Origin of the sequence: Pseudomonas sp. WS 5146, from assembly GCF_012985495.1 — a bacterium.
GTDB lineage: Bacteria > Pseudomonadota > Gammaproteobacteria > Pseudomonadales > Pseudomonadaceae > Aquipseudomonas > Aquipseudomonas edaphica.
Window position 1 is genome coordinate 733,211 of the sequence record NZ_JAAQWL010000001.1, and the last position, 24,381, is coordinate 757,591.

At 60.3% G+C, this 24,381-nt stretch carries 28 protein-coding genes; 18 read left to right on the forward strand and 10 right to left on the reverse strand.

Translation table 11 applies throughout. The annotated features are described in order from the left end of the window. The first annotated feature begins 3 nt into the window (after positions 1-3). From HBO41_RS03340 to HBO41_RS03365, 6 genes are all read left to right on the forward strand, one after another. Positions 4-606, forward strand: a complete 603-nt coding sequence (locus HBO41_RS03340; protein WP_099550497.1) for a LysE/ArgO family amino acid transporter — start codon at positions 4-6, stop codon at positions 604-606. A gap of 175 nt (positions 607-781) precedes the next feature. Beyond that, entirely contained in the window at positions 782-1,378 is a 597-nt protein-coding gene (locus HBO41_RS03345; protein ID WP_003212997.1) for a superoxide dismutase, read from the forward strand. A gap of 159 nt (positions 1,379-1,537) precedes the next feature. Beyond that, entirely contained in the window at positions 1,538-1,765 is a 228-nt protein-coding gene (locus HBO41_RS03350) for a hypothetical protein (protein ID WP_017139176.1), read from the forward strand. A gap of 211 nt (positions 1,766-1,976) precedes the next feature. Next, positions 1,977-4,028: a bifunctional diguanylate cyclase/phosphodiesterase gene (locus HBO41_RS03355; RefSeq protein ID WP_017139175.1), complete on the forward strand. Its 2,052-nt coding sequence runs from the start codon at positions 1,977-1,979 to the stop codon at positions 4,026-4,028. Between the two features lie 127 nt (positions 4,029-4,155). After that, complete coding sequence (locus HBO41_RS03360; RefSeq protein WP_017139174.1) at positions 4,156-5,490, forward strand: imelysin family protein; 1,335 nt, start codon at positions 4,156-4,158, stop codon at positions 5,488-5,490. A gap of 247 nt (positions 5,491-5,737) precedes the next feature. Continuing rightward, entirely contained in the window at positions 5,738-7,192 is a 1,455-nt protein-coding gene (locus HBO41_RS03365; RefSeq protein ID WP_017139173.1) for a TrkH family potassium uptake protein, read from the forward strand. On the opposite strand, the gene HBO41_RS03370 is transcribed toward HBO41_RS03365, so the two are convergent. Then, entirely contained in the window at positions 7,149-8,207 is a 1,059-nt protein-coding gene (locus HBO41_RS03370) for an AraC family transcriptional regulator (RefSeq protein ID WP_017139172.1), read from the reverse strand. The genes HBO41_RS03365 and HBO41_RS03370 overlap by 44 nt on opposite strands. Before the next feature lie 161 nt (positions 8,208-8,368). Between HBO41_RS03370 and HBO41_RS03375 the strand changes: the two genes are divergently transcribed. Beyond that, positions 8,369-8,680, forward strand: coding sequence for a DUF962 domain-containing protein (locus HBO41_RS03375; protein WP_099550496.1), 312 nt, complete (start codon positions 8,369-8,371; stop codon positions 8,678-8,680). Between the two features lie 37 nt (positions 8,681-8,717). Here HBO41_RS03375 and HBO41_RS03380 read toward each other — a convergent pair whose 3' ends face one another. Next, entirely contained in the window at positions 8,718-8,960 is a 243-nt protein-coding gene (locus HBO41_RS03380; RefSeq protein ID WP_169985126.1) for a hypothetical protein, read from the reverse strand. A gap of 195 nt (positions 8,961-9,155) precedes the next feature. On the opposite strand from HBO41_RS03380, the gene HBO41_RS03385 reads away from it, so the two are divergent. Both HBO41_RS03385 and HBO41_RS03390 read left to right on the forward strand, forming a co-directional pair. Further along, positions 9,156-9,338: a hypothetical protein gene (locus HBO41_RS03385; protein ID WP_138453795.1), complete on the forward strand. Its 183-nt coding sequence runs from the start codon at positions 9,156-9,158 to the stop codon at positions 9,336-9,338. A 103-nt stretch (positions 9,339-9,441) separates the two neighbouring features. Then, positions 9,442-10,638, forward strand: a complete 1,197-nt coding sequence (locus tag HBO41_RS03390; protein ID WP_099549416.1) for an MFS transporter — start codon at positions 9,442-9,444, stop codon at positions 10,636-10,638. On the opposite strand, the gene arfB is transcribed toward HBO41_RS03390, so the two are convergent. After that, positions 10,635-11,048, reverse strand: coding sequence for an alternative ribosome rescue aminoacyl-tRNA hydrolase ArfB (arfB, locus tag HBO41_RS03395; protein WP_017139168.1), 414 nt, complete (start codon positions 11,046-11,048; stop codon positions 10,635-10,637). The two genes, HBO41_RS03390 and arfB, sit on opposite strands and share 4 nt — an antisense overlap. Positions 11,049-11,105: 57 nt before the next feature. On the opposite strand from arfB, the gene HBO41_RS03400 reads away from it, so the two are divergent. Further along, positions 11,106-11,483, forward strand: a complete 378-nt coding sequence (locus tag HBO41_RS03400) for a cytochrome c (protein WP_138453797.1) — start codon at positions 11,106-11,108, stop codon at positions 11,481-11,483. 59 nt (positions 11,484-11,542) lie between these two features. Here the strand turns inward: HBO41_RS03400 and HBO41_RS03405 are convergent, their stop codons facing one another. Then, positions 11,543-12,964, reverse strand: a complete 1,422-nt coding sequence (locus tag HBO41_RS03405; RefSeq protein ID WP_017139166.1) for an amino acid permease — start codon at positions 12,962-12,964, stop codon at positions 11,543-11,545. 647 nt (positions 12,965-13,611) lie between these two features. Between HBO41_RS03405 and HBO41_RS03410 the strand changes: the two genes are divergently transcribed. Both HBO41_RS03410 and HBO41_RS03415 read left to right on the forward strand, forming a co-directional pair. Further along, complete coding sequence (locus tag HBO41_RS03410; protein ID WP_003175756.1) at positions 13,612-13,749, forward strand: hypothetical protein; 138 nt, start codon at positions 13,612-13,614, stop codon at positions 13,747-13,749. Positions 13,750-13,822: 73 nt separating this feature from the next. Further along, the gene (locus HBO41_RS03415; protein ID WP_017139165.1) at positions 13,823-14,782 is read left to right on the forward strand and encodes a hypothetical protein; all 960 of its coding nucleotides are present in this window, start codon (positions 13,823-13,825) and stop codon (positions 14,780-14,782) included. A 191-nt stretch (positions 14,783-14,973) separates the two neighbouring features. On the opposite strand, the gene rluB is transcribed toward HBO41_RS03415, so the two are convergent. The 6 genes from rluB to HBO41_RS03445 all read right to left on the reverse strand — a co-directional run bounded on the left by rluB (position 14,974) and on the right by HBO41_RS03445 (position 19,951). Then, positions 14,974-16,197, reverse strand: a complete 1,224-nt coding sequence (gene rluB / locus HBO41_RS03420) for a 23S rRNA pseudouridine(2605) synthase RluB (RefSeq protein WP_017139164.1) — start codon at positions 16,195-16,197, stop codon at positions 14,974-14,976. Between the two features lie 144 nt (positions 16,198-16,341). Then, positions 16,342-16,533 carry a DUF1289 domain-containing protein gene (locus tag HBO41_RS03425; RefSeq protein ID WP_138454185.1) on the reverse strand — a complete coding sequence of 64 codons (192 nt, stop codon included), beginning with the start codon at positions 16,531-16,533 and terminating at the stop codon, positions 16,342-16,344. Between the two features lie 141 nt (positions 16,534-16,674). Then, entirely contained in the window at positions 16,675-17,613 is a 939-nt protein-coding gene (scpB, locus tag HBO41_RS03430; protein WP_169985128.1) for an SMC-Scp complex subunit ScpB, read from the reverse strand. Positions 17,614-17,625: 12 nt separating this feature from the next. Further along, positions 17,626-18,324: a ScpA family protein gene (locus HBO41_RS03435; protein ID WP_169875663.1), complete on the reverse strand. Its 699-nt coding sequence runs from the start codon at positions 18,322-18,324 to the stop codon at positions 17,626-17,628. A gap of 120 nt (positions 18,325-18,444) precedes the next feature. After that, the gene (locus HBO41_RS03440; protein ID WP_017139161.1) at positions 18,445-19,074 is read right to left on the reverse strand and encodes an L-threonylcarbamoyladenylate synthase; all 630 of its coding nucleotides are present in this window, start codon (positions 19,072-19,074) and stop codon (positions 18,445-18,447) included. Positions 19,075-19,087: 13 nt separating this feature from the next. After that, positions 19,088-19,951, reverse strand: a complete 864-nt coding sequence (locus tag HBO41_RS03445; protein ID WP_099549411.1) for a PHP domain-containing protein — start codon at positions 19,949-19,951, stop codon at positions 19,088-19,090. Positions 19,952-20,038: 87 nt separating this feature from the next. On the opposite strand from HBO41_RS03445, the gene HBO41_RS03450 reads away from it, so the two are divergent. The 6 genes from HBO41_RS03450 (at position 20,039) to HBO41_RS03475 (ending at position 24,379) form a co-directional block, all read left to right on the forward strand. After that, positions 20,039-20,635 (forward strand): septation protein A, encoded by a 597-nt coding sequence (locus HBO41_RS03450; protein ID WP_099549410.1) that lies wholly within the window; start codon positions 20,039-20,041, stop codon positions 20,633-20,635. A gap of 1 nt (position 20,636) precedes the next feature. After that, positions 20,637-20,936 (forward strand): YciI family protein, encoded by a 300-nt coding sequence (locus HBO41_RS03455; protein WP_138453650.1) that lies wholly within the window; start codon positions 20,637-20,639, stop codon positions 20,934-20,936. A 106-nt stretch (positions 20,937-21,042) separates the two neighbouring features. Continuing rightward, a complete protein-coding gene (locus HBO41_RS03460) occupies positions 21,043-21,450 on the forward strand; it encodes a translation initiation factor 2 (RefSeq protein ID WP_017139158.1) in 408 nt (135 codons plus the stop codon). A 7-nt stretch (positions 21,451-21,457) separates the two neighbouring features. Next, the gene (locus tag HBO41_RS03465) at positions 21,458-22,135 is read left to right on the forward strand and encodes a response regulator transcription factor (protein ID WP_017139157.1); all 678 of its coding nucleotides are present in this window, start codon (positions 21,458-21,460) and stop codon (positions 22,133-22,135) included. Between the two features lie 368 nt (positions 22,136-22,503). Continuing rightward, positions 22,504-22,968 carry an LTXXQ domain-containing protein gene (locus tag HBO41_RS03470; protein ID WP_017139156.1) on the forward strand — a complete coding sequence of 155 codons (465 nt, stop codon included), beginning with the start codon at positions 22,504-22,506 and terminating at the stop codon, positions 22,966-22,968. A 67-nt stretch (positions 22,969-23,035) separates the two neighbouring features. Next, complete coding sequence (locus tag HBO41_RS03475; RefSeq protein WP_017139155.1) at positions 23,036-24,379, forward strand: HAMP domain-containing sensor histidine kinase; 1,344 nt, start codon at positions 23,036-23,038, stop codon at positions 24,377-24,379. Positions 24,380-24,381: the final 2 nt, after the last annotated feature.

A 24,381-nucleotide genomic window follows, 5' to 3' on the forward strand; every position in this document is an offset into this window, starting at 1 on the left:
GCTATGTGGCAAAGCTACGTAAACGGGCTGCTGGTGGCTCTCGGCCTGATCATGGCGATCGGCACCCAGAACGCGTTTGTATTGGCGCAAAGCCTGCGCCGTGAACATCACTTGCCGGTGGCGGCGCTGTGCATCGTGTGTGATGCAATTCTGGTCGCACTTGGGGTATTTGGCCTGGCTACCGTGCTGGCGCAAAACCCGCTGCTGCTGGCCATTGCCCGCTGGGGTGGTGCGGCATTCCTGCTGTGGTACGGCACCTTGGCGTTGCGTCGAGCGTGTTCCCGACAAAGCCTGGAACAGGGGGCACACCTCAAGGTGCGTTCATTGCGCGCCGTGTTGCTCAGTGCCTTGGCAGTAACGCTGCTCAATCCCCATGTGTACCTGGACACCGTGCTGCTGATCGGCTCATTGGGCGCGCAACAAACCGAGCCCGGCGCCTATGTGGCCGGCGCTGCCAGCGCCTCGTTCCTATGGTTCGCCACCCTGGCACTCGGCGCGGCGTGGTTGGCACCTTGGCTGGCGCGCCCGGCGACCTGGCGCCTGCTCGACCTTCTGGTCGCGGTGATGATGTTCAGCGTGGCCTACCAATTGATCAGTGCCGGATGAATATTCCAAAACGCTCTGGAACCTCTATCCCACACAGTTGTTGCGTGGTTTTGCCGCACCCCCGGTGCTATGATCCGGACCCTGCGCCGCAAAGAGTACAAACTCCCCGGCGCTTGTTTGGCCGCCCGTGATCGGCCTTGCGCTCACCGCAACTGACCTGATTAGGAGAATCATCATGGCTTTCGAATTGCCGCCGCTGCCCTACGCACACGATGCCCTGCAGCCGCACATCTCCAAGGAAACCTTGGAGTACCACCACGACAAGCACCACAACACCTATGTCGTGAACCTGAACAACCTGGTGCCTGGCACCGAGTTCGAAGGCAAGACCTTGGAAGAAATCGTCAAGTCTTCTTCGGGCGGCATCTTCAACAACGCCGCTCAGGTCTGGAACCACACTTTCTACTGGAACTGCCTGGCGCCAAACGCCGGTGGCCAACCGACCGGCGCACTGGCTGAAGCCATCAACGCAGCCTTCGGTTCGTTCGACAAGTTCAAGGAAGAGTTCACCAAGACGTCCGTCGGCACCTTCGGTTCCGGTTGGGGCTGGCTGGTGAAAAAAGCTGACGGTTCCCTGGCCCTGGCCAGCACCATCGGCGCCGGCAACCCGCTGACCAGCGGCGACACCCCGCTGCTGACCTGCGACGTGTGGGAACACGCCTACTACATCGACTACCGCAACGTGCGTCCAAAGTATGTGGAAGCGTTCTGGAATCTGGTCAACTGGAAATTCGTGGCTGAGCAGTTCGAAGGCAAAACCTTTACTGCCTAAGCAACGTTTGCAGTAGAAAGAGCCCGGCAATTGCCGGGCTTTTTTGTGGCCGACGAAAACTGGACGTAATGCAGAATGTGTGGAACTCACCGAGAGGAACAGGCCACCCAGCATGCGAGAGAAATAACTCTCTCATTTTATCCTGTAGGAGAGTCCGCAATGGATCCGTTATCGATGGGTATGTCAGCTGTGTCTTCAGTGTTGCCACTCGCAGGCAAAGGCATGGACCTGGTGAGCAAGGGCATGGACTTGCTGGGCACGCTGGTCAATTCAGCCAGTCAGGCCGCCGGCAGGGCGCAAGGTAAAATCGGCGGTGATGCCCACCAGAAGAACGAACATCAGATCACGTTCAACAACGTAAACGAAAACTCGATCAAATTATCTTAAGCCCGCAACACTCGATGTCGGGATGTCGAAGGCATTCCCTTCCTTTCCTGCGCGGTACCCGAGGGCGATGGATATCATCGCCCTCTTCCTTCCAGACACGCCCTTTACAGCCTCCAGAAGCCTTAGCAGCAATGTCCCTTTGACTGCCATCCCGAGATTGCCAATACTCATGGCATATTGAGGCTACCCGCACGGAACAAGGAATGACCCTTTGAAGCTGGAACTCAAAAACAGCTTGTCGGTGAAGTTGCTACGGGTTGTGCTGCTCTCGGCATTGATCGTGGGCGTGACGCTGAGCGTGGCGCAGATCGTGTTTGATGCCTACAAGACGCGTCAGGCCGTGGCCGGTGACGCGCAGCGGATCCTCGACATGTTTCGCGACCCCTCGACCCAGGCTGTCTACAGCCTGGACCGCGAGATGGGCATGCAGGTGATCGAGGGCCTGTTTCAGGACGACGCCGTGCGCATGGCCTCCATCGGCCACCCCAACGAAACCATGCTGGCGGAAAAAAGCCGCGCCTTGCAGCAATCACCCACCCGCTGGTTGACCGACCTGATTCTTGGCCAGGAACGCACCTTTACGACTGCACTGGTTGGCAAAGGCCCCTATAGCGAGTACTACGGCGACCTGAGCATTACCCTCGACACAGCCACCTACGGCAAAGGTTTTATTGTCAGCTCGGTGATCATCTTTATTTCCGGCGTGCTGCGCGCCCTGGCCATGGGCCTGGTGCTGTACCTGGTGTATCACTGGCTGCTGACCAAGCCGTTGTCGCGGATTATCGAGCACTTGACCTCAATCAACCCCGACCGCCCCAGCGAACACAAGATCCCCCAGCTCAAGGGCCATGAACGCAACGAGCTGGGGCTGTGGATCAACACTGCCAACCAGTTGCTCGAGTCCATCGAGCGCAATACGCACTTGCGGCATGAGGCGGAATCGAGCCTGTTGCGCATGGCCCAGTACGACTTCCTGACCGGGCTGCCGAACCGTCAGAAGCTGCAGGAGCAGTTGGACAAGATCCTCACCGATGCCGGCCGCCGACAGCGCCGGGTGGCGGTGCTGTGCGTGGGGCTGGATGACTTCAAAAGCGTCAACGAACAGTTCACCTACCAGGCCGGCGACAAATTACTGCTGGCCCTGGCCGACCGCCTGCGCGCCCACAGCGGCCGCCTCGGCGCCCTCGCCCGCTTGGGCGGCGACCAGTTTGCACTGGTGCAGGCCGATATCGACCAGCCTTACGAGGCCGCCGAGCTGGCGCAAAGTATCCTCGACGACCTGGAAGCCGAATTCGCCCTCGACCAGGACCAGATTCGCCTGCGCGCCACCATCGGCATCACCCTGTTCCCGGAGGACGGCGACAGCACCGAGAAGCTGCTGCAAAAAGCCGAACAGACCATGACCCTGGCCAAGAGCCGCTCGCGCAACCGCTATCAGTTCTATATCGCCAGTGTCGACAGCGAAATGCGCCGGCGCCGCGAACTGGAAAAAGACCTGCGCGATGCCCTGGGTCGCGAGCAGTTCCACTTGGTCTACCAACCGCAGATCAGCTACCTCGACCACCGCGTGGTGGGCGTAGAGGCATTGCTTCGCTGGCAGCACCCGGAACACGGCCTGGTGCCGCCGGACTTGTTCATCCCGCTGGCGGAGCAGAACGGCACCATTATTCCGATTGGTGAATGGGTGCTGGACCAGGCTTGCCGGCAGTTGCGCGAATGGCATGACCTGGGCTTCACCGAACTGCGCATGGCGGTCAACCTGTCCACCGTGCAGTTGCACCACACCGAGTTGCCACGGGTGGTCAACAACCTGATGCAGATCTATCGCCTGCCGCCACGCAGCCTGGAGCTGGAAGTGACCGAGACCGGCCTGATGGAGGACATCAGCACCGCCGCCCAGCACCTGCTGAGCCTGCGCCGCTCCGGTGCCTTGATCGCGATTGATGACTTCGGCACCGGCTATTCATCCTTGAGCTACCTCAAGAGCCTGCCGCTGGACAAGATCAAGATCGACAAGAGCTTCGTCCAGGACCTGCTGGATGACGACGACGATGCAACCATCGTGCGCGCCATTATCCAACTGGGCAAAAGCCTGGGCATGCAGGTGATTGCCGAAGGCGTGGAAACCGCCGAGCAGGAGGCCTATATCATTTCCGAAGGGTGCCATGAGGGCCAGGGCTACCACTACAGCAAACCGCTGCAGGCCCGTGAGCTGGCGGCGTTTTTGAAACAGTCCGAGCGCAACAACGCGGCGATTCTCTGAACCGACAAATCGATACCAAATATTTCCCTCGCATAAACCTTTACACAAAATGCAAATCTTTCGCATTATGTCGCAGTTTTTGCGCTTCCCCGCGCGCCCTATCAACAACCGAAGCAGGATGTTCGCCATGATTCGTATGCCCCTGGCCACCGCCAGTCTGCTGGCCATTGCCATTTCTCTCGCCGGTTGCGGCGAAGGTAAAGACAAGGCCGCCGCGCCGACCCCGGCAGTCAGCACCACCGCTCCAGCGGCTGCCACGCCTGCCGGCCAGGTCGACGAAGCAGCCGCCAAGGCCGTTGTCGCGCATTACGCCGACATGGTGTTCGCGGTGTACAGCGACGCCGAATCCACCGCGAAGACCCTGCAAACCGCAATCGACACCTTCCTCGCCAACCCGAGCGACGACACCCTGAAAGCAGCCCGCACCGCCTGGGTCGCCGCCCGTGTGCCGTACTTGCAAAGTGAAGTGTTCCGCTTCGGCAACACCATCATCGACGACTGGGAAGGCCAAGTGAACGCCTGGCCCCTGGACGAAGGCCTGATCGACTACGTAGACAAATCCTACGAGCACGCGCTGGGTAACCCGGGCGCCAACGCCAACATCATCGCCAACACAGAGATCCAGGTGGGCGAAGACAAGGTCGACGTCAAGGAAATCACCCCGGAAAAACTCGCCAGCCTCAATGAACTGGGCGGTTCCGAAGCCAACGTCGCCACCGGCTACCACGCCATCGAGTTCCTGCTCTGGGGCCAGGACCTCAACGGCACCGGCCCAGGCGCAGGCAACCGCCCGGCATCCGACTACATGACCGGCGACGGTGCCACCGGCGGTAACAACGAGCGCCGTCGCACTTACCTGCGCGCTGTGACCCAACTGCTGGTCAGCGACCTGGAAGAAATGGTCGGCAACTGGAAACCCAAGGTCGACGACAACTACCGCGCCACCCTGGAAGCAGAACCTGCCACCGACGGCCTGCGCAAAATGCTGTTCGGCATGGGCAGCCTGTCCCTGGGCGAACTGGCCGGTGAGCGCATGAAGGTTTCCCTGGAAGCCAACTCGCCGGAAGACGAACAGGATTGCTTCAGCGACAACACCCACAACTCGCACTTCTACGACGCCAAGGGCATCCGCAACGTCTACCTGGGCGAGTACACCCGCACCGACGGCACCAAAATGACCGGCGCAAGCCTCTCGTCGCTGGTGGCCAAGGCCGATCCAGCCGCCGACTCGGCGCTCAAGGCCGACCTGGCGTCGACCGAAGCGAAGATCCAGGTCATGGTTGACCAGGCCAACGCCGGTGAGCACTACGACCAACTGATCGCGGCCGGTAACGACAAGGGCAACCAGATCGTGCGTGACGCGATTGCGGCACTGGTCAAGCAGACCGGCGCGATCGAAACCGCCGCGGGCAAGCTGGGCATCAGTGATTTGAACCCGGATAACGCTGATCACGAGTTCTGATTGATCCTGCGCTGAATAAGGCGACCTTCGGGTCGCCTTTTTTGTGCGCGTTCCCCCCTTCCCATATCCACTGTGGGAGCTGGCTTGCCTGCGATAGCGATGGGTCTGCTACGTATGGGTGGCTGACAGGTCGCCATCCCAGGCAAGCCAGCTCCCACAGTCGAACTGCTTCGCCTCGTACACCCCGGTTTACAAGACCCGCACCGCAGGTAGAATGGCGCCACTCTCTCAAACCCGAGCTTTCTTCATGGCGTTGCCGACCCTGCGTATCATCGGTTTCATCATCGGCATCTTCCTGATCACCCTCGCGATCGCCATGGTCATCCCGATGGCCACCCTGGTGATCTTCGAACGCACCAGCGACCTGCCCTCGTTCCTGTGGGCCAGCATGATCACCTTCCTTGCGGGTTTGGCCCTGGTTATCCCCGGCCGCCCCGAACACGTGCACCTGCGCCCCCGGGACATGTACCTGCTGACCGTCACCAGCTGGCTGGTGGTGTGCATCTTCGCCGCGCTGCCGTTTCTGCTGACCCAGCACATCAGCTACACCGATTCGTTCTTTGAAAGCATGTCGGGCATCACCGCCACCGGCTCCACCGTCCTGAGCGGTTTGGACAGCATGTCCCCTGGCATCCTGATGTGGCGTTCAATGTTGCACTGGCTGGGCGGCATCGGCTTTATCGGCATGGCGGTGGCGATCCTGCCGCTGCTGCGCATTGGTGGCATGCGCCTGTTCCAGACCGAATCCTCGGACCGCTCAGAAAAAGTCATGCCGCGCTCGCACATGGTGGCGCGCCTGATCGTGGCAGCGTATGTGGGCATCACCATCCTGGGCAGCCTGGCGTTCTGGTGGGCCGGCATGGGCTTGTTTGATGCGATCAACCACGCGATGTCAGCAATTTCCACCGGCGGGTTTTCCACCTCCGATGAATCCCTGGCCCACTGGAAACAACCGGCGGTGCACTGGGTAGCGGTGGTGGTGATGATCCTCGGCAGCTTGCCGTTCACCCTGTATGTGGCCACATTGCGCGGCAACCGCCGGGCGCTGATCAAGGATCAGCAAGTGCAAGGCTTGCTCGGTTTGCTGATCGTGACGTGGCTGGTACTCGGCACCTGGTACTGGTGGACGACCAACCTGCACTGGCTGGATGCCCTGCGCCATGTTGCCCTGAACGTTACGTCGGTGGTGACCACGACCGGCTTTGCGCTGGGGGACTACAGCCTGTGGGGCAATTTCTCGCTGATGCTGTTCTTCTACCTGGGTTTTATCGGCGGCTGTTCGGGCTCGACGGCGGGCGGGATCAAGATCTTCCGCTTCCAGGTCGCCTACATCCTGCTCAAGGCCAACCTGAACCAACTGATCCACCCACGCGCAGTGATCAAGCAGAAGTACAACGGCCACCGTCTCGACGAAGAGATCGTGCGCTCGATCCTGACCTTTTCGTTTTTCTTCGCTATCACCATCTGCGCCATCGCCCTGGCCCTGTCACTGCTGGGTCTGGACTGGATGACCGCACTGACCGGTGCCGCCAGCACCGTGTCCGGTGTTGGCCCGGGCCTGGGCGAAACCATCGGCCCGGCCGGTAACTTCGCCAGCCTGCCGGATGCGGCCAAGTGGATCTTGTCATTCGGCATGCTGCTGGGAAGGCTGGAGATTATTACCGTGTTTGTTCTGTGCATTCCGGCGTTTTGGCGCCACTGACCGTCGATGCCTGCAGCAGCCGCACCCGGTACTCGCCGGGCGTGACGTCGAACCAGCGGCGGAACGCGCGGAAGAAATTACTCGGGTCGGCAAAGCCCAACAGGTAGGCGATTTCCAGCAAGGTCATACTCGGCTGCGCCAGGTACTGTTCGGCAAGCTCGCGACGCGTATCGTCGAGCAACGTCTGGAAACTGGTGCCCTCCTCCTGCAAACGCCGCTGTAACGTGCGCTGAGACAAGTGCAGGGTCTGTGCCACCACTTCGCGCTTGGGCTCACCCTGGGGCAACAAGCGGCACAGCACCTGGCGCGCCTTGTGGGTCACGCGGCTCTCGGAAAACCGCGCCAGGTATTCACCGGCAAACCGATCATGCAGCAGCGCCATCGCCTCATTGGCGGTGGGCAACGGTGCATCCATGTCGGCCTGTTCGAAAATCAGCGCATCATAGGGCGCATTGAACTCCATAGGCGCATGGAATGCTTGCTTATAGGGCGCCAGATCGGCCGGTTGGTCACCTTGCAACATTACCTTGCGTGGCTGCAGGGTGCGGCCAGTCAGCCAGCCACATAATGCCAGGGCACTGGCCAACGAGGCTTCAGCGCTTTGCCGGGTCGGCGGCAGGTGATCGCCATGCACCGTCAGAATCAGCGCATAGCCTTCAGGTAACAGGCGAAAACTCAAGTCGGCGCTTTCGGCGATGATGCGTTGGTAACGCACCAGGCGCATAAAACCTTCGGCCAGGGTGTTGCTGGACATCAAGGCGTAACCCGCCACATGAAACGACGCCGGGCGCACCACCTTGCCCATGTTCAAGCCGATCGCGGGGTTGCCTGACAGCTCGACAGCGCGCTGCCACAGCCGGGTCATGGAGTCTTGCGCAAAACGTGCATCAGGGTCACTGAGCGCGGCGTAGTCCAGGCCCAGTTGCTTGAACAAGACACGGCAATCCAGGCCGTCCATTTCCAACGCTTTGACGATGCCCATTGCCCAGCTTGCAGAAGTTGTTCGTTCGCTCATGGCGTCTTCTTGAAAAAGGCAGGCTTAAACGGCAGCCAGGAAGCCAAGGATACTAAAGTGGCATCTATTGTCACTGGCTGTTACCACTGATCACTCTAGACTCAAATAAGCTCCCCGCCGAACATCTGTTGGGCGGCATCACCAGCCCAGGGCCGATCACTGTGGAAAACGTCAAGCAATTCAACAGCTTCGCTGAGTTCTACCCTTATTACCTGAGCGAGCACGCCAACAGCACCTGCCGGCGCCTGCACTTTATTGGCACCACCCTGGTGATTGGGATTCTGGCTTATGCCATTGGCCGTGGCTCGTTGGGGTTACTGCTCGCATTACCGGTCGCCGGCTACACCTTTGCCTGGATCGGGCACTTCTTCTTCGAAAAGAACCGGCCTGCAACGTTTCAACATCCCTTCTACAGTTTGCTGGGGGATTTTGTGATGTATCGCGACATGATTTTGGGGAAGGTGCCTTTTTGAGGTCTTTCCAAAAGTGACCCGCTGTAAGAGCGGAACCCTACTCAGCCATCACCCAAATAACGGATATGCCCCCAAACCCAACAGCCACCCAGCCACCCAGCCACCCAGCCACCCAGCCTGCGACCCCATGCCACTTGCGCAAAAAAATAAAAATTCGCACATCCGCCGACATAAAATTCTTTTTGTCATTTTCAGTGCTGTATCCTGCCAAGGCTTTTTGAGAGCGCGGAATCACCTGCGATTGATAAAACAGATCTTGCGAGGAGCGACGACGATGCACGAGATACCTAATCTCCCCTTCCCAAGCCTGCACCCAACTGAGCAGCCAACACCGCAGCAGGCCAGTGACAAACAGCCTGAAGCCAAAGAAGCAAAACCAGTCGACAGCAAACGCCAGGACTGACGCCGTACCAGACCGTGTGGAAAGCGCACTTCAAGCGCTTTCCACACTGCCTGAATCATCGAGACCCCCGCCATGACCGAATCCCTCCCCGACACCCCCGACGCCGCAGTACTGGACGCTGCCTTGCAGATGATCGAAGTCTGGAACCGCCTCAGCGCCGACAAACAAGCCCTGCTGCTCAAGCGTTTTGGCACCCAGGAAAACGCCTTGGCCGCCCTGGTGACCACGCAAATGCTGGCCCCGCCTCAAGCCTGATGTCTTTTTGAGCTGACGTTTTGCTTTTTACCGCCCTGCACAAGCCAAAGCATCGGTATCATTAGCAGCCTATCTTTACCTGCTGCGACGGTGGACCTCCCCCATGCCAGATACCCAGCGCCCCATGGCGGTCACGCTGCAAGTCGTTTCCATCGTGCTGTTTACCTTTATCGGCTACCTCAACATCGGTATTCCCCTGGCCGTATTGCCGGGCTATGTGCACAGCCAACTGGGCTACGGCGCAGTTATCGCGGGCTTGGTAATCAGCGTGCAATACCTGGCCACCCTGCTGAGCCGTCCGTATGCCGGCAAAATCATCGATAACCTGGGCAGCAAGCGCGCGGTGCTGATCGGCTTGGTCGGTTGCGGCCTGAGCGGCGTGTTCATGTTGCTGGCGGCGTGGTTTTCCAGCCTGCCAGGCATCAGCCTGATCAGCCTGCTGATTGGCCGACTGGTGCTGGGCAGCGCGGAAAGCCTGGTGGGCTCTGGCGCCATCGGCTGGGGCATCGGCCGGGTCGGCGCCGCCAACACGGCCAAGGTCATCTCGTGGAATGGCATCGCCAGCTACGGCGCGCTGGCCATCGGTGCGCCGCTGGGTGTGCTGCTGGTCAGCCACTTGGGGCTGTGGAGCATGGGCGTCAGCATCATCCTGCTGGCGGTGCTCGGCGTGCTGTTGGCCTGGAACAAGGAAGCCGCGCCAATTGTGGCCGGCGTGCGCCTGCCCTTCATGAATGTGCTCGGCCGCGTACTGCCACACGGCTGTGCCCTGGCGTTGGGTTCGATTGGTTTTGGCACCATCGCCACCTTTATCACCCTGTATTACACCACCCAGCATTGGGACAACGCGGTGTGGGCATTGAGCCTGTTCGGCGCCAGTTTTATCGGCGCGCGCCTGTTGTTCGGCAATTTGATCAACCGGATCGGCGGCTTTCGTGTGGCGATTGCCTGCCTGTCGGTAGAAGCCCTTGGCCTGTTGTTGCTGTGGCTGGCACCCGACGCGCAATGGGCGCTGGCCGGTGCGGCGTTGAGCGGGTTTGGCTTTTCGCTGGTGTTTCCAGCACTGGGCGTAGAAGCCGTCAACCTGGTGCCGGCCTCCAGCCGTGGGGCGGCGGTGGGGGCTTATTCGCTGTTTATCGACTTGTCATTGGGTATCACCGGCCCACTGGCCGGGGCAGTGGCGGCAGGCTTCGGCTTTGCGTCGATATTCCTGTTTGCCGCCCTCGCGTCGGTCGGTGGTCTGCTGCTGAGTGTTTACCTGTACCGGCAAGCCCCCAAGGCCCGCGAGGCGAGAGGCGCCTAGAAGTCGACCTTGCCGCGCCCGGCCTTGATGCTGCCGCGCTTGGTCTTGGATTCCAGGCGACGCTTTTTCGAACCCAGGGTGGGTTTGGTCGGGCGGCGCTTTTTTTCGACCTTGGTGGCGCTGAGGATCAACTCCACCAGGCGCTCCAGCGCATCGGCACGGTTCTGTTCCTGAGTGCGGTATTGCTGAGCCTTGAGCACCAACACACCTTCACTGGTGATACGACTGTCACGCAGCGCCAGCAAACGCTCCTTATAGAACGCCGGCAACGATGAAGCCGGGATATCAAACCGCAGGTGCACCGCGCTCGACACCTTGTTGACGTTCTGCCCACCGGCGCCCTGGGCGCGAATGGCGGTCAACTCGATCTCGGCATCGGGCAAGTGCACGTTGTTGGAAATTACCAGCATCAATCAAAAACCTTAGGCAACGAGCCACAACAACATAAACAACAAGGACGCAGGAATATGAAAAGGCTATTCATCACTGTGCTCGGCACTTTATCACTCATTCAAACGCCACTGTCCGTCGCGGACACTGCCAACGGCAAAAACCTGTATTCACAGCGATGCGCCATGTGCCACGGCCCGGACCTCAAGGCCTCCGGGCCATTGGCCAGGAAAAGCAGCCCGCCCACGCCCGACCTCACAACGCCTGCTTTCAAAAAACGGCTGGCGGATTATCCGGGCGTTATTGTGTCTTCGGTGATCCTTCGCCCCAATGGCAACCTGATCCCAAAAACCCTGCAAGACAATGGTGTGAAGGTTGCGCCGCATGCCTGGAGCGTCAAGGATTTTCGCGACTTGAACGCCTACATGAGTGGCGTTATTGCAAACAGCCGATGAATCGCATCGCAAAAAAATACCCCTCAATAGAGGGGTATTAATCGCCGATGGAGCGTCGCTTACTTCAGCGCTGCATTTGCCGTGGTCAATGCGGCTTCAGCACTGCGCTTGTTCTTGATCCAGTAACACACCGCCATGAACGCTACCCACACCGGGATTGCGTATACCGACACCTGAATCCCCGGAATCATCAGCATGATCACCAGGATAAACACCACGAACGCCAGGCAGATGTAATTGCCATACGGATACCACAGCGCCTTGAACAGCGGCACCTGGCCGGTGCGGTTCATGTGTTGGCGGAACTTGAAGTGCGAAAAGCTGATCATCGCCCAGTTGATTACCAGGGTGGCAACCACCAGCGACATCAACAACTCCAGCGCGTGTTGCGGGATGAAGTAGTTCATCAACACCGCCACCAGAGTGACCGCTGCCGAGGCGAGGATCGAGCGCACCGGCACGCCGCGCTTGTCGATTTTGGCCAATGCCTTGGGCGCATCACCCTGCTCAGCCATGCCCAGCAGCATGCGGCTGTTGCAGTAGGTGCCACTGTTGTACACCGACAATGCCGCCGTCAGCACCACGAAGTTGAGGATGTGCGCGGCGGTGTTGCTGCCCAGCATCGAGAACACCTGCACGAATGGGCTGCCGCTGTAGGCATCGCCGGACGCGTTAAGGGTCGCCAGCAGGCTGTCCCACGGCGTCAGCGACAACAGCACCACCAGGGCGCCGATGTAGAAAATCAGGATGCGGTAGATCACCTGATTGATCGCCTTGGGGATCACCGTACGTGGCTGATCGGCCTCGGCGGCGGTAAAACCGAGCATTTCCAGACCACCGAACGAGAACATGATGATCGCCATGGCCATCACCAAACCGCCGACGCCATGGGGGAAGAACCCACCGTGGTCCCACAGGTTGCTCACCGACGCTTGCGGACCGCCGCTGCCGCTGACCAGCAAATAGCTGCCCAGGGCAATCATGCCGACGATAGCCACGACTTTGATGATGGCGAACCAGAATTCGGCCTCACCGAAGACTTTGACGTTGGCCAGGTTGATCAGGTTGATCAATACGAAGAACGCCGCCGCCGAGACCCAGGTCGGGATCTCCGGCCACCAGTAGTGCACATACTTGCCGACCGCAGTCAGCTCCGACATGCCTACCAGGATGTACAAAATCCAGCAGTTCCAGCCCGACAGGAAGCCGGCGAAACCGCCCCAGTACTTATGGGCAAAGTGGCTGAAGGAACCGGCGACCGGCTCTTCGACGATCATTTCGCCGAGCTGGCGCATGATCATGAAGGCGATGAAGCCGCAGATGGCATAACCCAGGATCATCGAAGGGCCGGCGGATTTGAGCACGCCGGCCGAGCCCAGGAACAGGCCGGTGCCGATGGCGCCACCGAGGGCGATCAACTGGATATGCCGATTTTTCAGGCCGCGTTTCAGCTCGCCTGAAGAAGATTGGGGTCCACTCATGAAAAGGGTCTCACGCAAGGTTTGAGAATGTCGAATGCAGGTTGCTGCCTTGAATTACCGACTCAAGCAGCGCCGCTCAAACCCCAGCGCAGGCACCAGGAGTACAGCGTCTTTCTAACGGTCATGCGTCACCTGTTTGTTTTTATCTGTGACGAAATCGAACCCGTCCGACTCGTGGCCGCACGGAGTGATCAGGGTGGGTAAACCCTGAGGTCTTGGCCTTTTGCGTGGATACGCAAGGGGGTCACAGTAAAACGCGGCGCATTGTACACCGCTCGACAGCTTCAGCACGCCCCAACAGAGTGCACACACCAAACTGTAAGCTAATCCTTACAGCTGGACGACACTCAGTAACACCCGGACAAACTCGTAAATTAAACGTTACACCCCGGAAAATCAGCGTTACAGGCAGACTTTTTCGTCAGCTAACGGAAAACTGTCAGTGGGAAGTTTTTGAAAAATCGGTTCAGCCAATTTGCTGTTTTTTCTGGATAAAAAAACACACTGAAAAAACAGAAGAAAAAATTCAAATGAGACCGTGTCAATAAATATTTTGCATTTCCAAACACTCTCTCCTAGGTTCTTTCACTTGCCAGCGAAGCCCGTTGGCAAGCCGTTCTCAAACAACGTCCTCTAGGAGAAATACCATGCAAGCACTGGAAAACGACCTGGAAACCGAACTGCAACTCGACGATTGGTTTGAAGCGCCGACCCATGAGGCCGCCGTTGAAATGATGCAAGCCGATGCCGTCGTGCCCTTTGGCACTGCGATGTGGCCTTTCTAACACCCGGCAGGCATCCGGCAGGTGCTGTGCACGGCACCTGCCCCCTTACCCAAGGCACAGAAGGACACCCGTCATGGACAAGGCCCGCGCCGTCGAACACTTCCTCTACTACCTCGCACACCACCCGGCACTCAACGGCCTGAGCCGCCCGACGGTGTTGCTGGGCCATACCGAGCGCTACGACGCCATCGCCGAAGCAATCACCCACAGCAGCGCCGCACGCTTCAACTTCCAATGCCAGCGCCTGGACCTCACGCCCAGCGACACCCTGGCCCACGCCATCGAAGCCTGCGACCTGTACCTGTTTCTGTATGACTCTTCGACCCTGCCCAACCCACGTGCCGAAGGCCCGGATTTTATTCGCGCCCTGCAAGGCGTGATGGCCGAACACTGGAAGAAATCCCTGCTGTTCAAGGATTATGGCGACTATTTCTACGACACCTTCAGCGTCGAGCCGCAGCGCATCGCCGACCTCAACGCTACGCTGATCCGGCGCATGTCCCAGGCCAACGTGCTGAGCTTTACCGACAAGCACGGCTCCCGCCTTGAAGCGCCACTGAGCAGCATCAAGAAGTGGACCAATATCAACGGGGTCGGCAACCACGACCTGGCACCAGGCGAAATCGCCACCCACAGCGAAGCCATCAATGGCCAGGTGCGGTTTGTTGGCACCTTCCTCAGCACCATCCCGTTTGCGCGTAAGTACGGCGTGCTGCAATCACCGCTGGAGCTGTGGATCGAGAACTCGACGGTTTGCAGCGTGGCCAGCGAGGTGCCAGGGCTGGCGGACGACTTCAATAAATACCTGAATGCCAACCCGTCCAACCGCCGTGTGGAGGAATTGGGGATTGGCACCAACGAGGGCGTGAAAGACTTGTATGCACGCAATGCCGGCTTCGAGGAGCGCCATTGCGGGTTACACCTGGGCTTGGGTGGCGGGCAGAAAGGCAGCCATCACCTGGACCTGATCTTCGCCAGTGGCGTGTTGGCACTGGATGACAAGCCGGTGTTTGATGGCAGGTTTGCGTTCTAAACACACCTCGTTGAAACAAAGCGGATCCCTGTGGGAGCTGGCTTGCCTGCGATGCAGACACCTCGGTCCTTCAGTTGAACCGAGCTGATGTCATCGCAGGCAAGCCAGCTCCCACACTTGAAAGCATTTCAAATCAAGGTCCAAAAAAAACGCCAACCCGAGGGTTGGCGTTTTTTTATGCCGCAATCAAATCACTGCGGCTTCTTGCGACCAAAACCCGGACGCTGACCGGAACCGGCCGGCGCGCCACGGCGCTTGCCCGACGGCTCGTCGGCGACCAGTTTCGGACCAGGGCGCTTGTTCGCCGCGGGCTTGGCTGGGCGCTTGGTGCTGGCGTTGTCCGCTGGGCGGTCCGCTTCACCACGGTTGCTACGGCCGCCGCTTGGCGCTTCACCACGGGCAGGACGCGGGGTGCGTGGCGCACGCTCGCCTTCCTGACGCGATGGCGCGGTTGGGCGACGCTCGCCTTCGATGTGCGGCTCACGGGAGATACGCCCACCGGTCGCCGGTGCATTCAGCGCAGGGCGCAAGGTGCGTGCAACACGCTCGGTACGCGCAACAGGGCGCGAAGATTTACGCTGCATACGCTCAAGCTTGTCTTTGCTCTTGGCGTTCATCTGCGGCATGGCCACCGGCGTCAGGCCGACTTCGGCACTGAGGATGTCGACTTCGTACTGGCTCATTTCGCGCCAGCGGCCCATCGGCAGGTCGGAGTTGAGGAACACCGGGCCGAAACGCACGCGCTTCAGGCGGCTGACCACCAGGCCCTGGGATTCCCACAGGCGACGTACTTCACGGTTACGGCCTTCCATCACCACGCAGTGGTACCAGTGGTTGAAACCTTCGCCACCGGGCGCCTGCTTGATGTCGGTGAACTTGGCCGGGCCGTCTTCCAGCACCACGCCAGCCTTGAGGCGTTCGATCATCTCGTCATCGACTTCGCCGCGTACACGTACAGCGTACTCACGGTCCATCTCGTAGGACGGGTGCATCAAGCGGTTGGCCAGCTCACCGTCGGTGGTGAACATCAGCAAGCCAGTGGTGTTGATGTCCAGGCGGCCGATGTTGATCCAGCGGCCTTCTTTGGGCTTGGGCATCTTGTCGAACACGGTCGGACGGCCTTCCGGGTCGTCACGGGTGCAGATCTCGCCGTCGGGCTTGTTGTACATGATCACGCGGCGCACCGATTCGGCGGCCTCTTCACGCTTGATGACTTTGCCATCAATGGTGATTGCATCGTGCAGGTCGACGCGCTGGCCGAGGGTAGCCTCGACGCCATTGACCTTGATGCGCTTCTGGGTGATCCAGGCTTCGACGTCGCGGCGTGAGCCCACGCCGATACGCGCCAGCACCTTTTGCAGTTTTTCGCCTGCTGGGCCGATTTCCTGGCTGTCGTTCTGGTCTTGGTCGTTCATCTTAAGCACCTCCCGGTGGGTCGATTCAGGCGTGGCCTGAAGAGTATTGAAAGCGGGGCTTTGGCCGAATAGATCGGCAAAGGGTCGCGAATCATACGCGCATGGCGCGGGTTTCGCATCACAGACTAGTCGATAAGGCCCAAGTCATTTGCTTTTCCGCCGACCGGTGGCGCCCAGGGCCAGCAGGCGCAGCTCGGCTTCGGCCAGAACGGTGCGTTTGTCGGTTTTGTCGAGCTTCTTCCAGGCGCGGATTTCGCGCTTGCTGCGGCCACAGCCGACGCAGATGTCATCGGCGAATTTGCAGATGCTGATGCAAGGGTCTTTGGTGGAACTCATTTGAATCCTCCCAGTAAGCTGGCTTTTCTGTGGGAGCTGGCTTGCCTGCGATGCAGGCGCCACGGTTTTACTGTTACACCGTGGTGATGCCATCGCAGGCAAGCCAGCTCCCACAGGGTTTCCAGTGTCTGGCAGAGCGGGTCAGTCCTCGAACTGGCGGCGTTCGGCCTCGATGGCCTCAGCCAGCGCCCGGGCTTCGTCTTCTTCATCGCTCAAAGGCGGCTGTTCAAGGGCGGCAACAGCGGCCAGGAGCTTTTCACGGGCTTCGGCCACGCCGAGGATGTCTTCTCCGGGTTCAGGCTCAGGTTCCGGTTCGACTTGCGGCTCAACCTCAACGTTCACCTGGGTTTCAGGCTCAGCCGCGCCATCACGCAGCAAGTCATCAAAGTCAGTCTTGATGCCCTGCTCCATATCATCCAGTTCAAGCAGCAAGGTATGGAAACTGGTTTCGTCCTTCGGCTCTTCCGGCTCGGCGGTGGCGTCGGCCAGCTCCTGCAGGCTGGCCGGCACCGGCGCGTCGTCGAAGTCGAGCACCGGCTCGGCTTCCATCTCGCGCAGTTCGGCAAGCGGCGGCAGGTCGTCGAGGTTTTTCAGGTTGAAGTGGTCGAGAAACACCTTGGTGGTGGCAAACATCGCCGGTTTGCCGGGCACGTCGCGGTAGCCGACAATGCGGATCCACTCGCGCTCCAGCAGTGTCTTGACGATATGGCTGTTGACCGCCACACCCCGCACATCCTCAATCTCGCCCCGCGTGATGGGCTGGCGGTAGGCAATCAGTGCCATGGTCTCCAGCATCGCGCGGGAATAACGCTGCGGGCGCTCTTCCCACAAGCGGCCGACCCACGGGGAAAATTTCTCACGGATCTGCAAGCGATAACCTGACGCCACTTCGCGCAGTTCAAAGGCGCGGCCGTCGCAGGACTTGCGCAGAATCTCCAGCGCCTTCTTGAACACCGGTGGTTCAGGGCGCTCGGCCTCTTCAAACAACTCGAACAAGCGTTCCAGGGATTGCGGTTTACCCGAGGCCAGGAGAAAGGCTTCCAGCAAGGGCGCCAGTTCGCGGGGTTCAGTCAGATTCATCGATTCAGCTCTTTATTCGGCTCGCGCCCGCACGTGGATAGCCGCAAAAGGCTCATTCTGGACCAGCTCGACCAAGGATTCCTTGACCAGTTCGAGGATGGCCATAAAGGTCACCACCACCCCCAGGCGCCCTTCCTCTTTGGTAAACAGCTCGACAAACGGCACAAAGCCGCCGCCCTTGAGGCGCTCCAGCACATCGCTCATGCGCTCGCGGGTCGACAGCGCTTCGCGGCTGACCTGGTGGCTTTCAAACATGTCACCCCGGCGCAGCACCTCGGCCATGGACATCAGCAATTCTTCCAGGCTCACATCCGGCAACAGCTTGCGCGCCCGGGCTTCCGGGGCATCGAGCTTGGGCACCACCACATCACGGCCCACGCGGCTCAAGCCGTCGATGCCTTCGGCGGCGGCCTTGAAGCGTTCATATTCTTGCAGACGGCGGATCAGCTCGGCCCGCGGGTCGTCTTCTTCGGCCTCAATGGTCTCGGAACGCGGCAACAGCATGCGCGACTTGATCTCGGCGAGCATGGCGGCCATCACCAGGTACTCGGCGGCCAATTCCAGGCGTACCGACTGCATCAACTCGACATACCCCATGTACTGGCGAGTGATTTCTGCCACCGGGATGTCGAGGATATTGATGTTCTGCTTGCGAATCAGGTACAGCAGCAAATCCAGCGGGCCTTCGAAGGCCTCAAGAAAGACCTCCAGCGCATCCGGCGGAATATACAGGTCCAGCGGCATTTCCATGACCGCCTGGCCATACACCATGGCAAATGGCAGTTCCTGCTGGGCGCCCGCCTGGGGATCAGCGGTTTCCACGGCCGACATTCAGGCCTCGACCATAAACGGCGTCGGGTCGCCGCAGCCCACGCGCACCACTTCCGGCTCGCCGTCGGCCAGGTTGATCACAGTGGACGCCTTGTTGCCGCCGTAGCCGCCGTCAATGATCAGATCGACGTGTTTTTCCAGCAGGCGGCGCATCTCGTAAGGGTCGTACAGCGGCTCTTCTTCACCGGGCAAAATCAGCGACACGCTCATCAACGGCTCACCCAGTTCTGCCAGCAACGCCAGGGCAATCGGGTGCTCGGGCACACGCAGGCCGATGGTGCGCTTTTTGGGGTGCAGCAACAGGCGCGGCACTTCGCGGGTGGCATTCAGAATAAAGGTGTACGGCCCCGGCGTGTGCGCCTTGAGCAGACGGAAGGTGCCGGTGTCGACTTTGGCGAACAGCCCCAGTTGCGACAAGTCGCTGCAGATCAGCGCAAAGTTGTGGTTTTTGTCCAGGTCACGCAGGCGTCTGACCCGTTCAACTGCGCTCTTGTCGCCGATCTGGCAACCAATGGCGTAGGACGAATCCGTTGGGTAGATCACCACGCCACCGGCGCGAATGATCTCCACGGCCTGTTTAATCAGGCGCGCTTGAGGGTTTTCCGGATGAATCTGGAAGAATTGACTCACGTGTTCTACCTGTTCAGACGGTGGCAATAATGGGGTCATGCTTGAATCGCCCCCACAACAGCGGCAAGTCTTCCGGGACCTGGCGGTACTCGCCAATCTCGGACCAGCCGCCTGGGCCATGAAAATCACTGCCGGCGCTGACCAGCAAACCAAATTCGCGAGCAAGAATCGCCAGGCTGCCCACCTGCTCAGCGGGTTGATGCCCGTTGACCACTTCGATTGCGTGGCCGCCCGCTCCAATATAGTCGGCAATCAGCTTGCGGCGCTTGCTGCGGGTGAAATCGTAATGCCAGGGATGCGCCAGGCTCACCCAGGCTCCGGAGGCACGCAATGTGCCGACTGTATCTTCCAGCGTCGGCCAGTGTTGCTTCACATCACCCAACTTGCCGGCGCCCAGCCATTTGCGAAACGCTTCGGCGCGGTCCTTGACGAAACCTTCACGCACCATCCAGTCGGCAAAGTGCGGGCGGGCCGGCGCGTTGCCGCTGTCGCCCAGCTCTTGCTGGATGGCGCGGGCGCCGTCGAGCGCATTGGGCATGCCTTTAAGGCTGAGCTTGCGGCTTATTTCTTCGGACCTCAGCCAACGGCCATCGTGCAATTGGGCGATGGCCGCCACCAAAGGCGCGGCGTTTTGATCGAAGCCGTAGCCGAGCACATGAATGGTGGCGCCGCCCCAGGTACAGGACAATTCCACGCCGTTGACCAGTTGCATGCCCAAGGCATGCGCCGCCGTGCGGGCCTCGTCGAGGCCTTCGAGGGTGTCGTGGTCGGTCAACGACAAGACTCGCACGCCTTTTTCAAACGCACGCGCAACCAGTACCGCGGGCGCCAGGGCGCCATCGGAGGCCGTGCTGTGGCAGTGCAAATCAACATTCACGGGAGTGTGTAACCTCAAGTCAGCTGGCGCTTTCGCTACCAAGGATGTTTGTTATTATGCCGCCACATCCAGCTTCTGGCTCTTACTGTGAAACAATTCATCGACTTCATCCCGCTGTTGCTGTTTTTCATCGTTACCAAACTCGACCCCAGGGTCATCGATATCGCCGGTCATCCGCTCTCGTTCGGGGGCATCTACAGCGCCACTGCCGTGCTGATCGTCAGTTCTATCGTAGTCTACGGCGCCATTTTCATTTCCCAGCGCAAACTGGAAAAAAGCCAATGGCTCACCCTGGTTGCCTGCCTGGTGTTCGGCGGCCTGACCCTGGCCTTTCACAGCGAAACCTTCCTTAAATGGAAAGCCCCGGTAGTGAACTGGCTGTTCGCGCTGGTGTTTATCGGCAGCCACTTCATTGGTGACCGCTTGTTGATCAAGCGCATCATGGGCCACGCGCTGACCCTGCCGGAGCCGGTATGGACGCGTTTGAACGTGGCCTGGATCGTGTTTTTCCTGTTCTGCGGCGCCGCCAACCTGTTCGTGGCCTTTACCTTCCAGGATTACTGGGTCGACTTCAAAGTCTTCGGTAGCCTGGGCATGACCGTATTGTTCCTGATCGGCCAAGGTATCTACCTGTCGCGCCATCTGCATGACACCGCCCCTACCACGCCGAAAACCGAGGACTGACATGCTCTACGCCATCATTGCCACCGACGTTGCCGATTCGCTGGAAAAACGCCTGAGCGTGCGTCCGGCGCACGTTGAGCGCCTGAAAACCCTGCAAGCCGAAGGTCGCCTGGTGATCGCAGGCCCGCACCCGGCCGTCGACAGCAATGACCCAGGCGCCGCCGGCTTCACCGGCAGCCTGATCATTGCCGAGTTCGCCTCGCTGGCCGACGCCCAGGCCTGGGCCAACGCCGACCCGTACATCGCCGCAGGCGTCTACGCTGATGTAGTGATCAAGCCGTTCAAGCAAGTCCTGCCTTAAGCCCGGCTGCGCTGAACCTAATCGGTTCGGCGCGCTCCTAATTGCTCATTATTCTCGGTAACCTGCCGACAACGTTCTGAATATTCGTGTGGAATCAGGAGTTCCGATGCGCTTACGTCCGTTGTGTCTGTTGGCAGTGTTAATGATCGGGGCGAGCGCCCATGCGGAAGAAACCTCAAACACCGGCAGCTCCACGCCCTTGTCCCTGGGCGCCGGCAGCCAGATCACCGAGTTGCAGCAACGCTTGAAAGAAAGCGAACGGCTGCGTGAAGAATTGAGCAAACAACTGCAAAGCACCGAGAATGCACGTGAAAGCGCTCAACTGAGTCGCTTGCGCCAGGAGAACCAACGCCTGGTCCAGCAACTCAAAGAGACACAAGGCGGCGCCTTGACCCGCTGGCTGACCGAGCAACAACAGTGGTTTGTCACGGGCGCGGCCGTCGCACTGATCGCCCTGCTGTGCGGGATCTTCGCCAGTGGTGGGCACCGTCGCCGTCGACAATGGCTAAATTGAGTGAGTCATGAGCGAGCTGTTACTGATAGATGATGACCAGGAGCTCTGTGAGCTGCTGACCAGTTGGCTGAGCCAGGAAGGTTTCCAGGTGCGCGCCTGCCACGACGGCGTGAGCGCGCGCAAAGCCCTGGCCGAAGCCGCACCCGCCGCCGTCGTGCTTGACGTGATGCTGCCGGATGGCAGCGGCCTGGAGTTGCTCAAGCAATTGCGCAATGACCACCCGGAATTGCCGGTGGTGATGCTCTCGGCCCGTGGCGAACCGCTGGACCGTATCCTCGGCCTGGAACTGGGTGCCGACGATTACCTGGCCAAGCCCTGTGACCCGCGCGAGCTGACTGCGCGCCTGCGCGCCGTGCTGCGCCGCAGCCACCCGGCCGCCGTGTCGACGCAGATGGAACTGGGCGATTTGTGCTTCAGCCCGGTGCGCGGTGTGGTCAGCATCGACGAGCAGGAATTCACCCTCACCGTGTCCGAAAGCCGCCTGCTCGAAGCCTTGCTGCGCCAGCCCGGCGAGCCGCTGGACAAGCAGGAACTGGCGCAGATCGCCCTGGGCCGCAAGCTCACTCTGTACGACCGCAGCCTGGACATGCACGTGAGCAACCTGCGCAAAAAGATCGGCCCACACCCGGATGGTCGGCCACGGATCGTGGCGCTGCGCAGCCGCGGCTACTACTACAGCCTTTAAAGATCGTTTAAAGATCGTTCCCACGCTCCGCGTGGTAATGCCGCCGGGGACGCTCTGCGTCCCGCTGTGTACGCCGGTGACGCAGAGCGTCACGGTATGCATTCCCACGCAGAGCGTGGGAACGATCAATTGCCCAGTGGGAGCTGGCTTGCCTGCGATAGCGCAGGGTCAGCTTGCATCTATGTAGCTGACCCGCCGCATTCGCAGGCAAGCCAGCTCCCACACTTGATCGCATCAATCCGACAGTTTTGTCAGTTCACATCAAAACCCTCTTTACCCAAGCTTTACCCTCCCCTGACCGCCGCTGACCTTGCGCTGCGTAACCTACTCACATCCGGACTCACCGGAATAGAGACAGGAGAAACACCATGCGCAAGACCCTTATCGCTCTGATGTTCGCCGCTGCCCTGCCGACCGTTGCCATGGCCGCAATGCCAGAAGGCCCAGGCCCGATGGGCGGCCCAGAAGGCCACATGATGGGTGGCCCGGGCCACGGCGGTGAACACGGTCCGCGTGGCAAAGGCGGCCCCTTCAGCCAGCTGGACCTGACCAAGGAACAGCGCCAGCAAATCGGCAAATTGATGGGTGACCAATGGCACGCCCGCAAAGACCTGGTCAAAAAGTACCTGGACAAGCTGCCGGCTGCTGACCAGAAAGCCATGCAGGATGAAATCGCCGCCGGCAAACAGAAAACCCAGGCTGACATCCGTGCCGTGCTAAAACCCGATCAACAGAAGAAATTCGACGAGATCGTCAAGAAGCAAGCCGAGCGCCGCGCCGAGTGGAAGGAATTCCAGGCCTGGAAAGCGCAACAGCCGCAAAAAGCGCAATAATGCTCTAGCGTTACCTCCCCAGCCCAGTGGCTCACGCCGCTGGGCTTTTCCTGCTTGAGGGTTTCCTGTGCGTTCATTGTTCTGGCGCATCCTGGCCAGTTTCTGGCTGGCCATCGCCTTGGTTGCCGGGCTGTCGATCCTGCTTGGGCACATGCTCAACCAGGACGCCTGGATTCTCAGCCGCCATCCCGGCCTCAACAACCTGGCGCAAGAGTGGACGCAACTCTACGAAGCCCAAGGTGAGGACGCCGCCCAGGATTTGCTGCAACAACGCAAACGCCAGTACCACATCGACGTGCAGGTACTCAACGAAAGCGGCGACCCGGTGGTACGCGGCACGTTCCCACGTCGCGCCGCCGCCTTCGAAGCCCGCCAGAATGACAACCAGGACAGCCACTTGCCCTGGCGCCGCCTGACCGCCGAGTACACCAGTGAAAAAACCGGGGACACGTACCTGCTGATCTACCGCATCCCCAACCCGGAACTGGACGCCTGGCACCGCAGCAGCCTGCTGTGGCCGTTTAGCGCGCTGGCGATTGCCCTGGTGGTACTGACGTTGTTCAGCCTGCTGGTGACCTTGTCCATCACCCGCCCACTCAGCCGCCTGCGCGGTGCGGTGCATGACCTGGGCCAGACCACCTATCAGCAAAACAGCCTGGCGCAACTGGCCAACCGCCGCGATGAGTTCGGCGTGCTCGCCACCGACTTCAACCGCATGGGCGCGCGCCTGCAAAGCCTGATCGGCAGCCAGCGCCAGTTGCTGCGCGATGTGTCCCACGAACTGCGCTCACCGCTGGCCCGCCTGCGTATTGCCCTGGCCCTGGCCGAACGCGCCAGCCCGGAAGAACGCGAACGGCTGTGGCCGCGCCTGACCCGCGAGTGCGACCGCCTGGAAGCGCTGATCAGCGAGATTCTGGTGCTGGCCCGCGTGGATGCCGACAACGCCAGCGCCGAAGACGTCGACCTCACCCCACTGCTCAGGACCTTGCAAAAGGATGCCCAACTCAGTGCGCCGGAACAGATGGTGCAACTGAGCGCCGAGCCCGAGCTGCACCTCAAGGGCTGGCCGACCATGATCGAGCGCGCCGTGGACAACCTGCTGCGTAACGCCCAGCGCTTTAACCCCGTGGGCCAGCCGATCGAGCTAAGCGCCCGGCACCAGGGCGAGCGCATCCTGATCAGCGTGCGCGACCACGGCCCCGGCGTTGAAGCCGAACACCTGAGCCAGTTGGGCGAGCCGTTTTATCGCGCGCCTGGCCAGGCCGCACAAGGCCACGGGCTGGGCCTGGCGATTGCCCGTCGCGCCGCCGAACGCCATGGCGGCAGCCTGATCCTGGGCAATCACCCGGACGGCGGTTTTATCGCCAGCATCGACTTGCCGTTGGAGCCGGGAGTGGTCACAGCCGTGTGAGG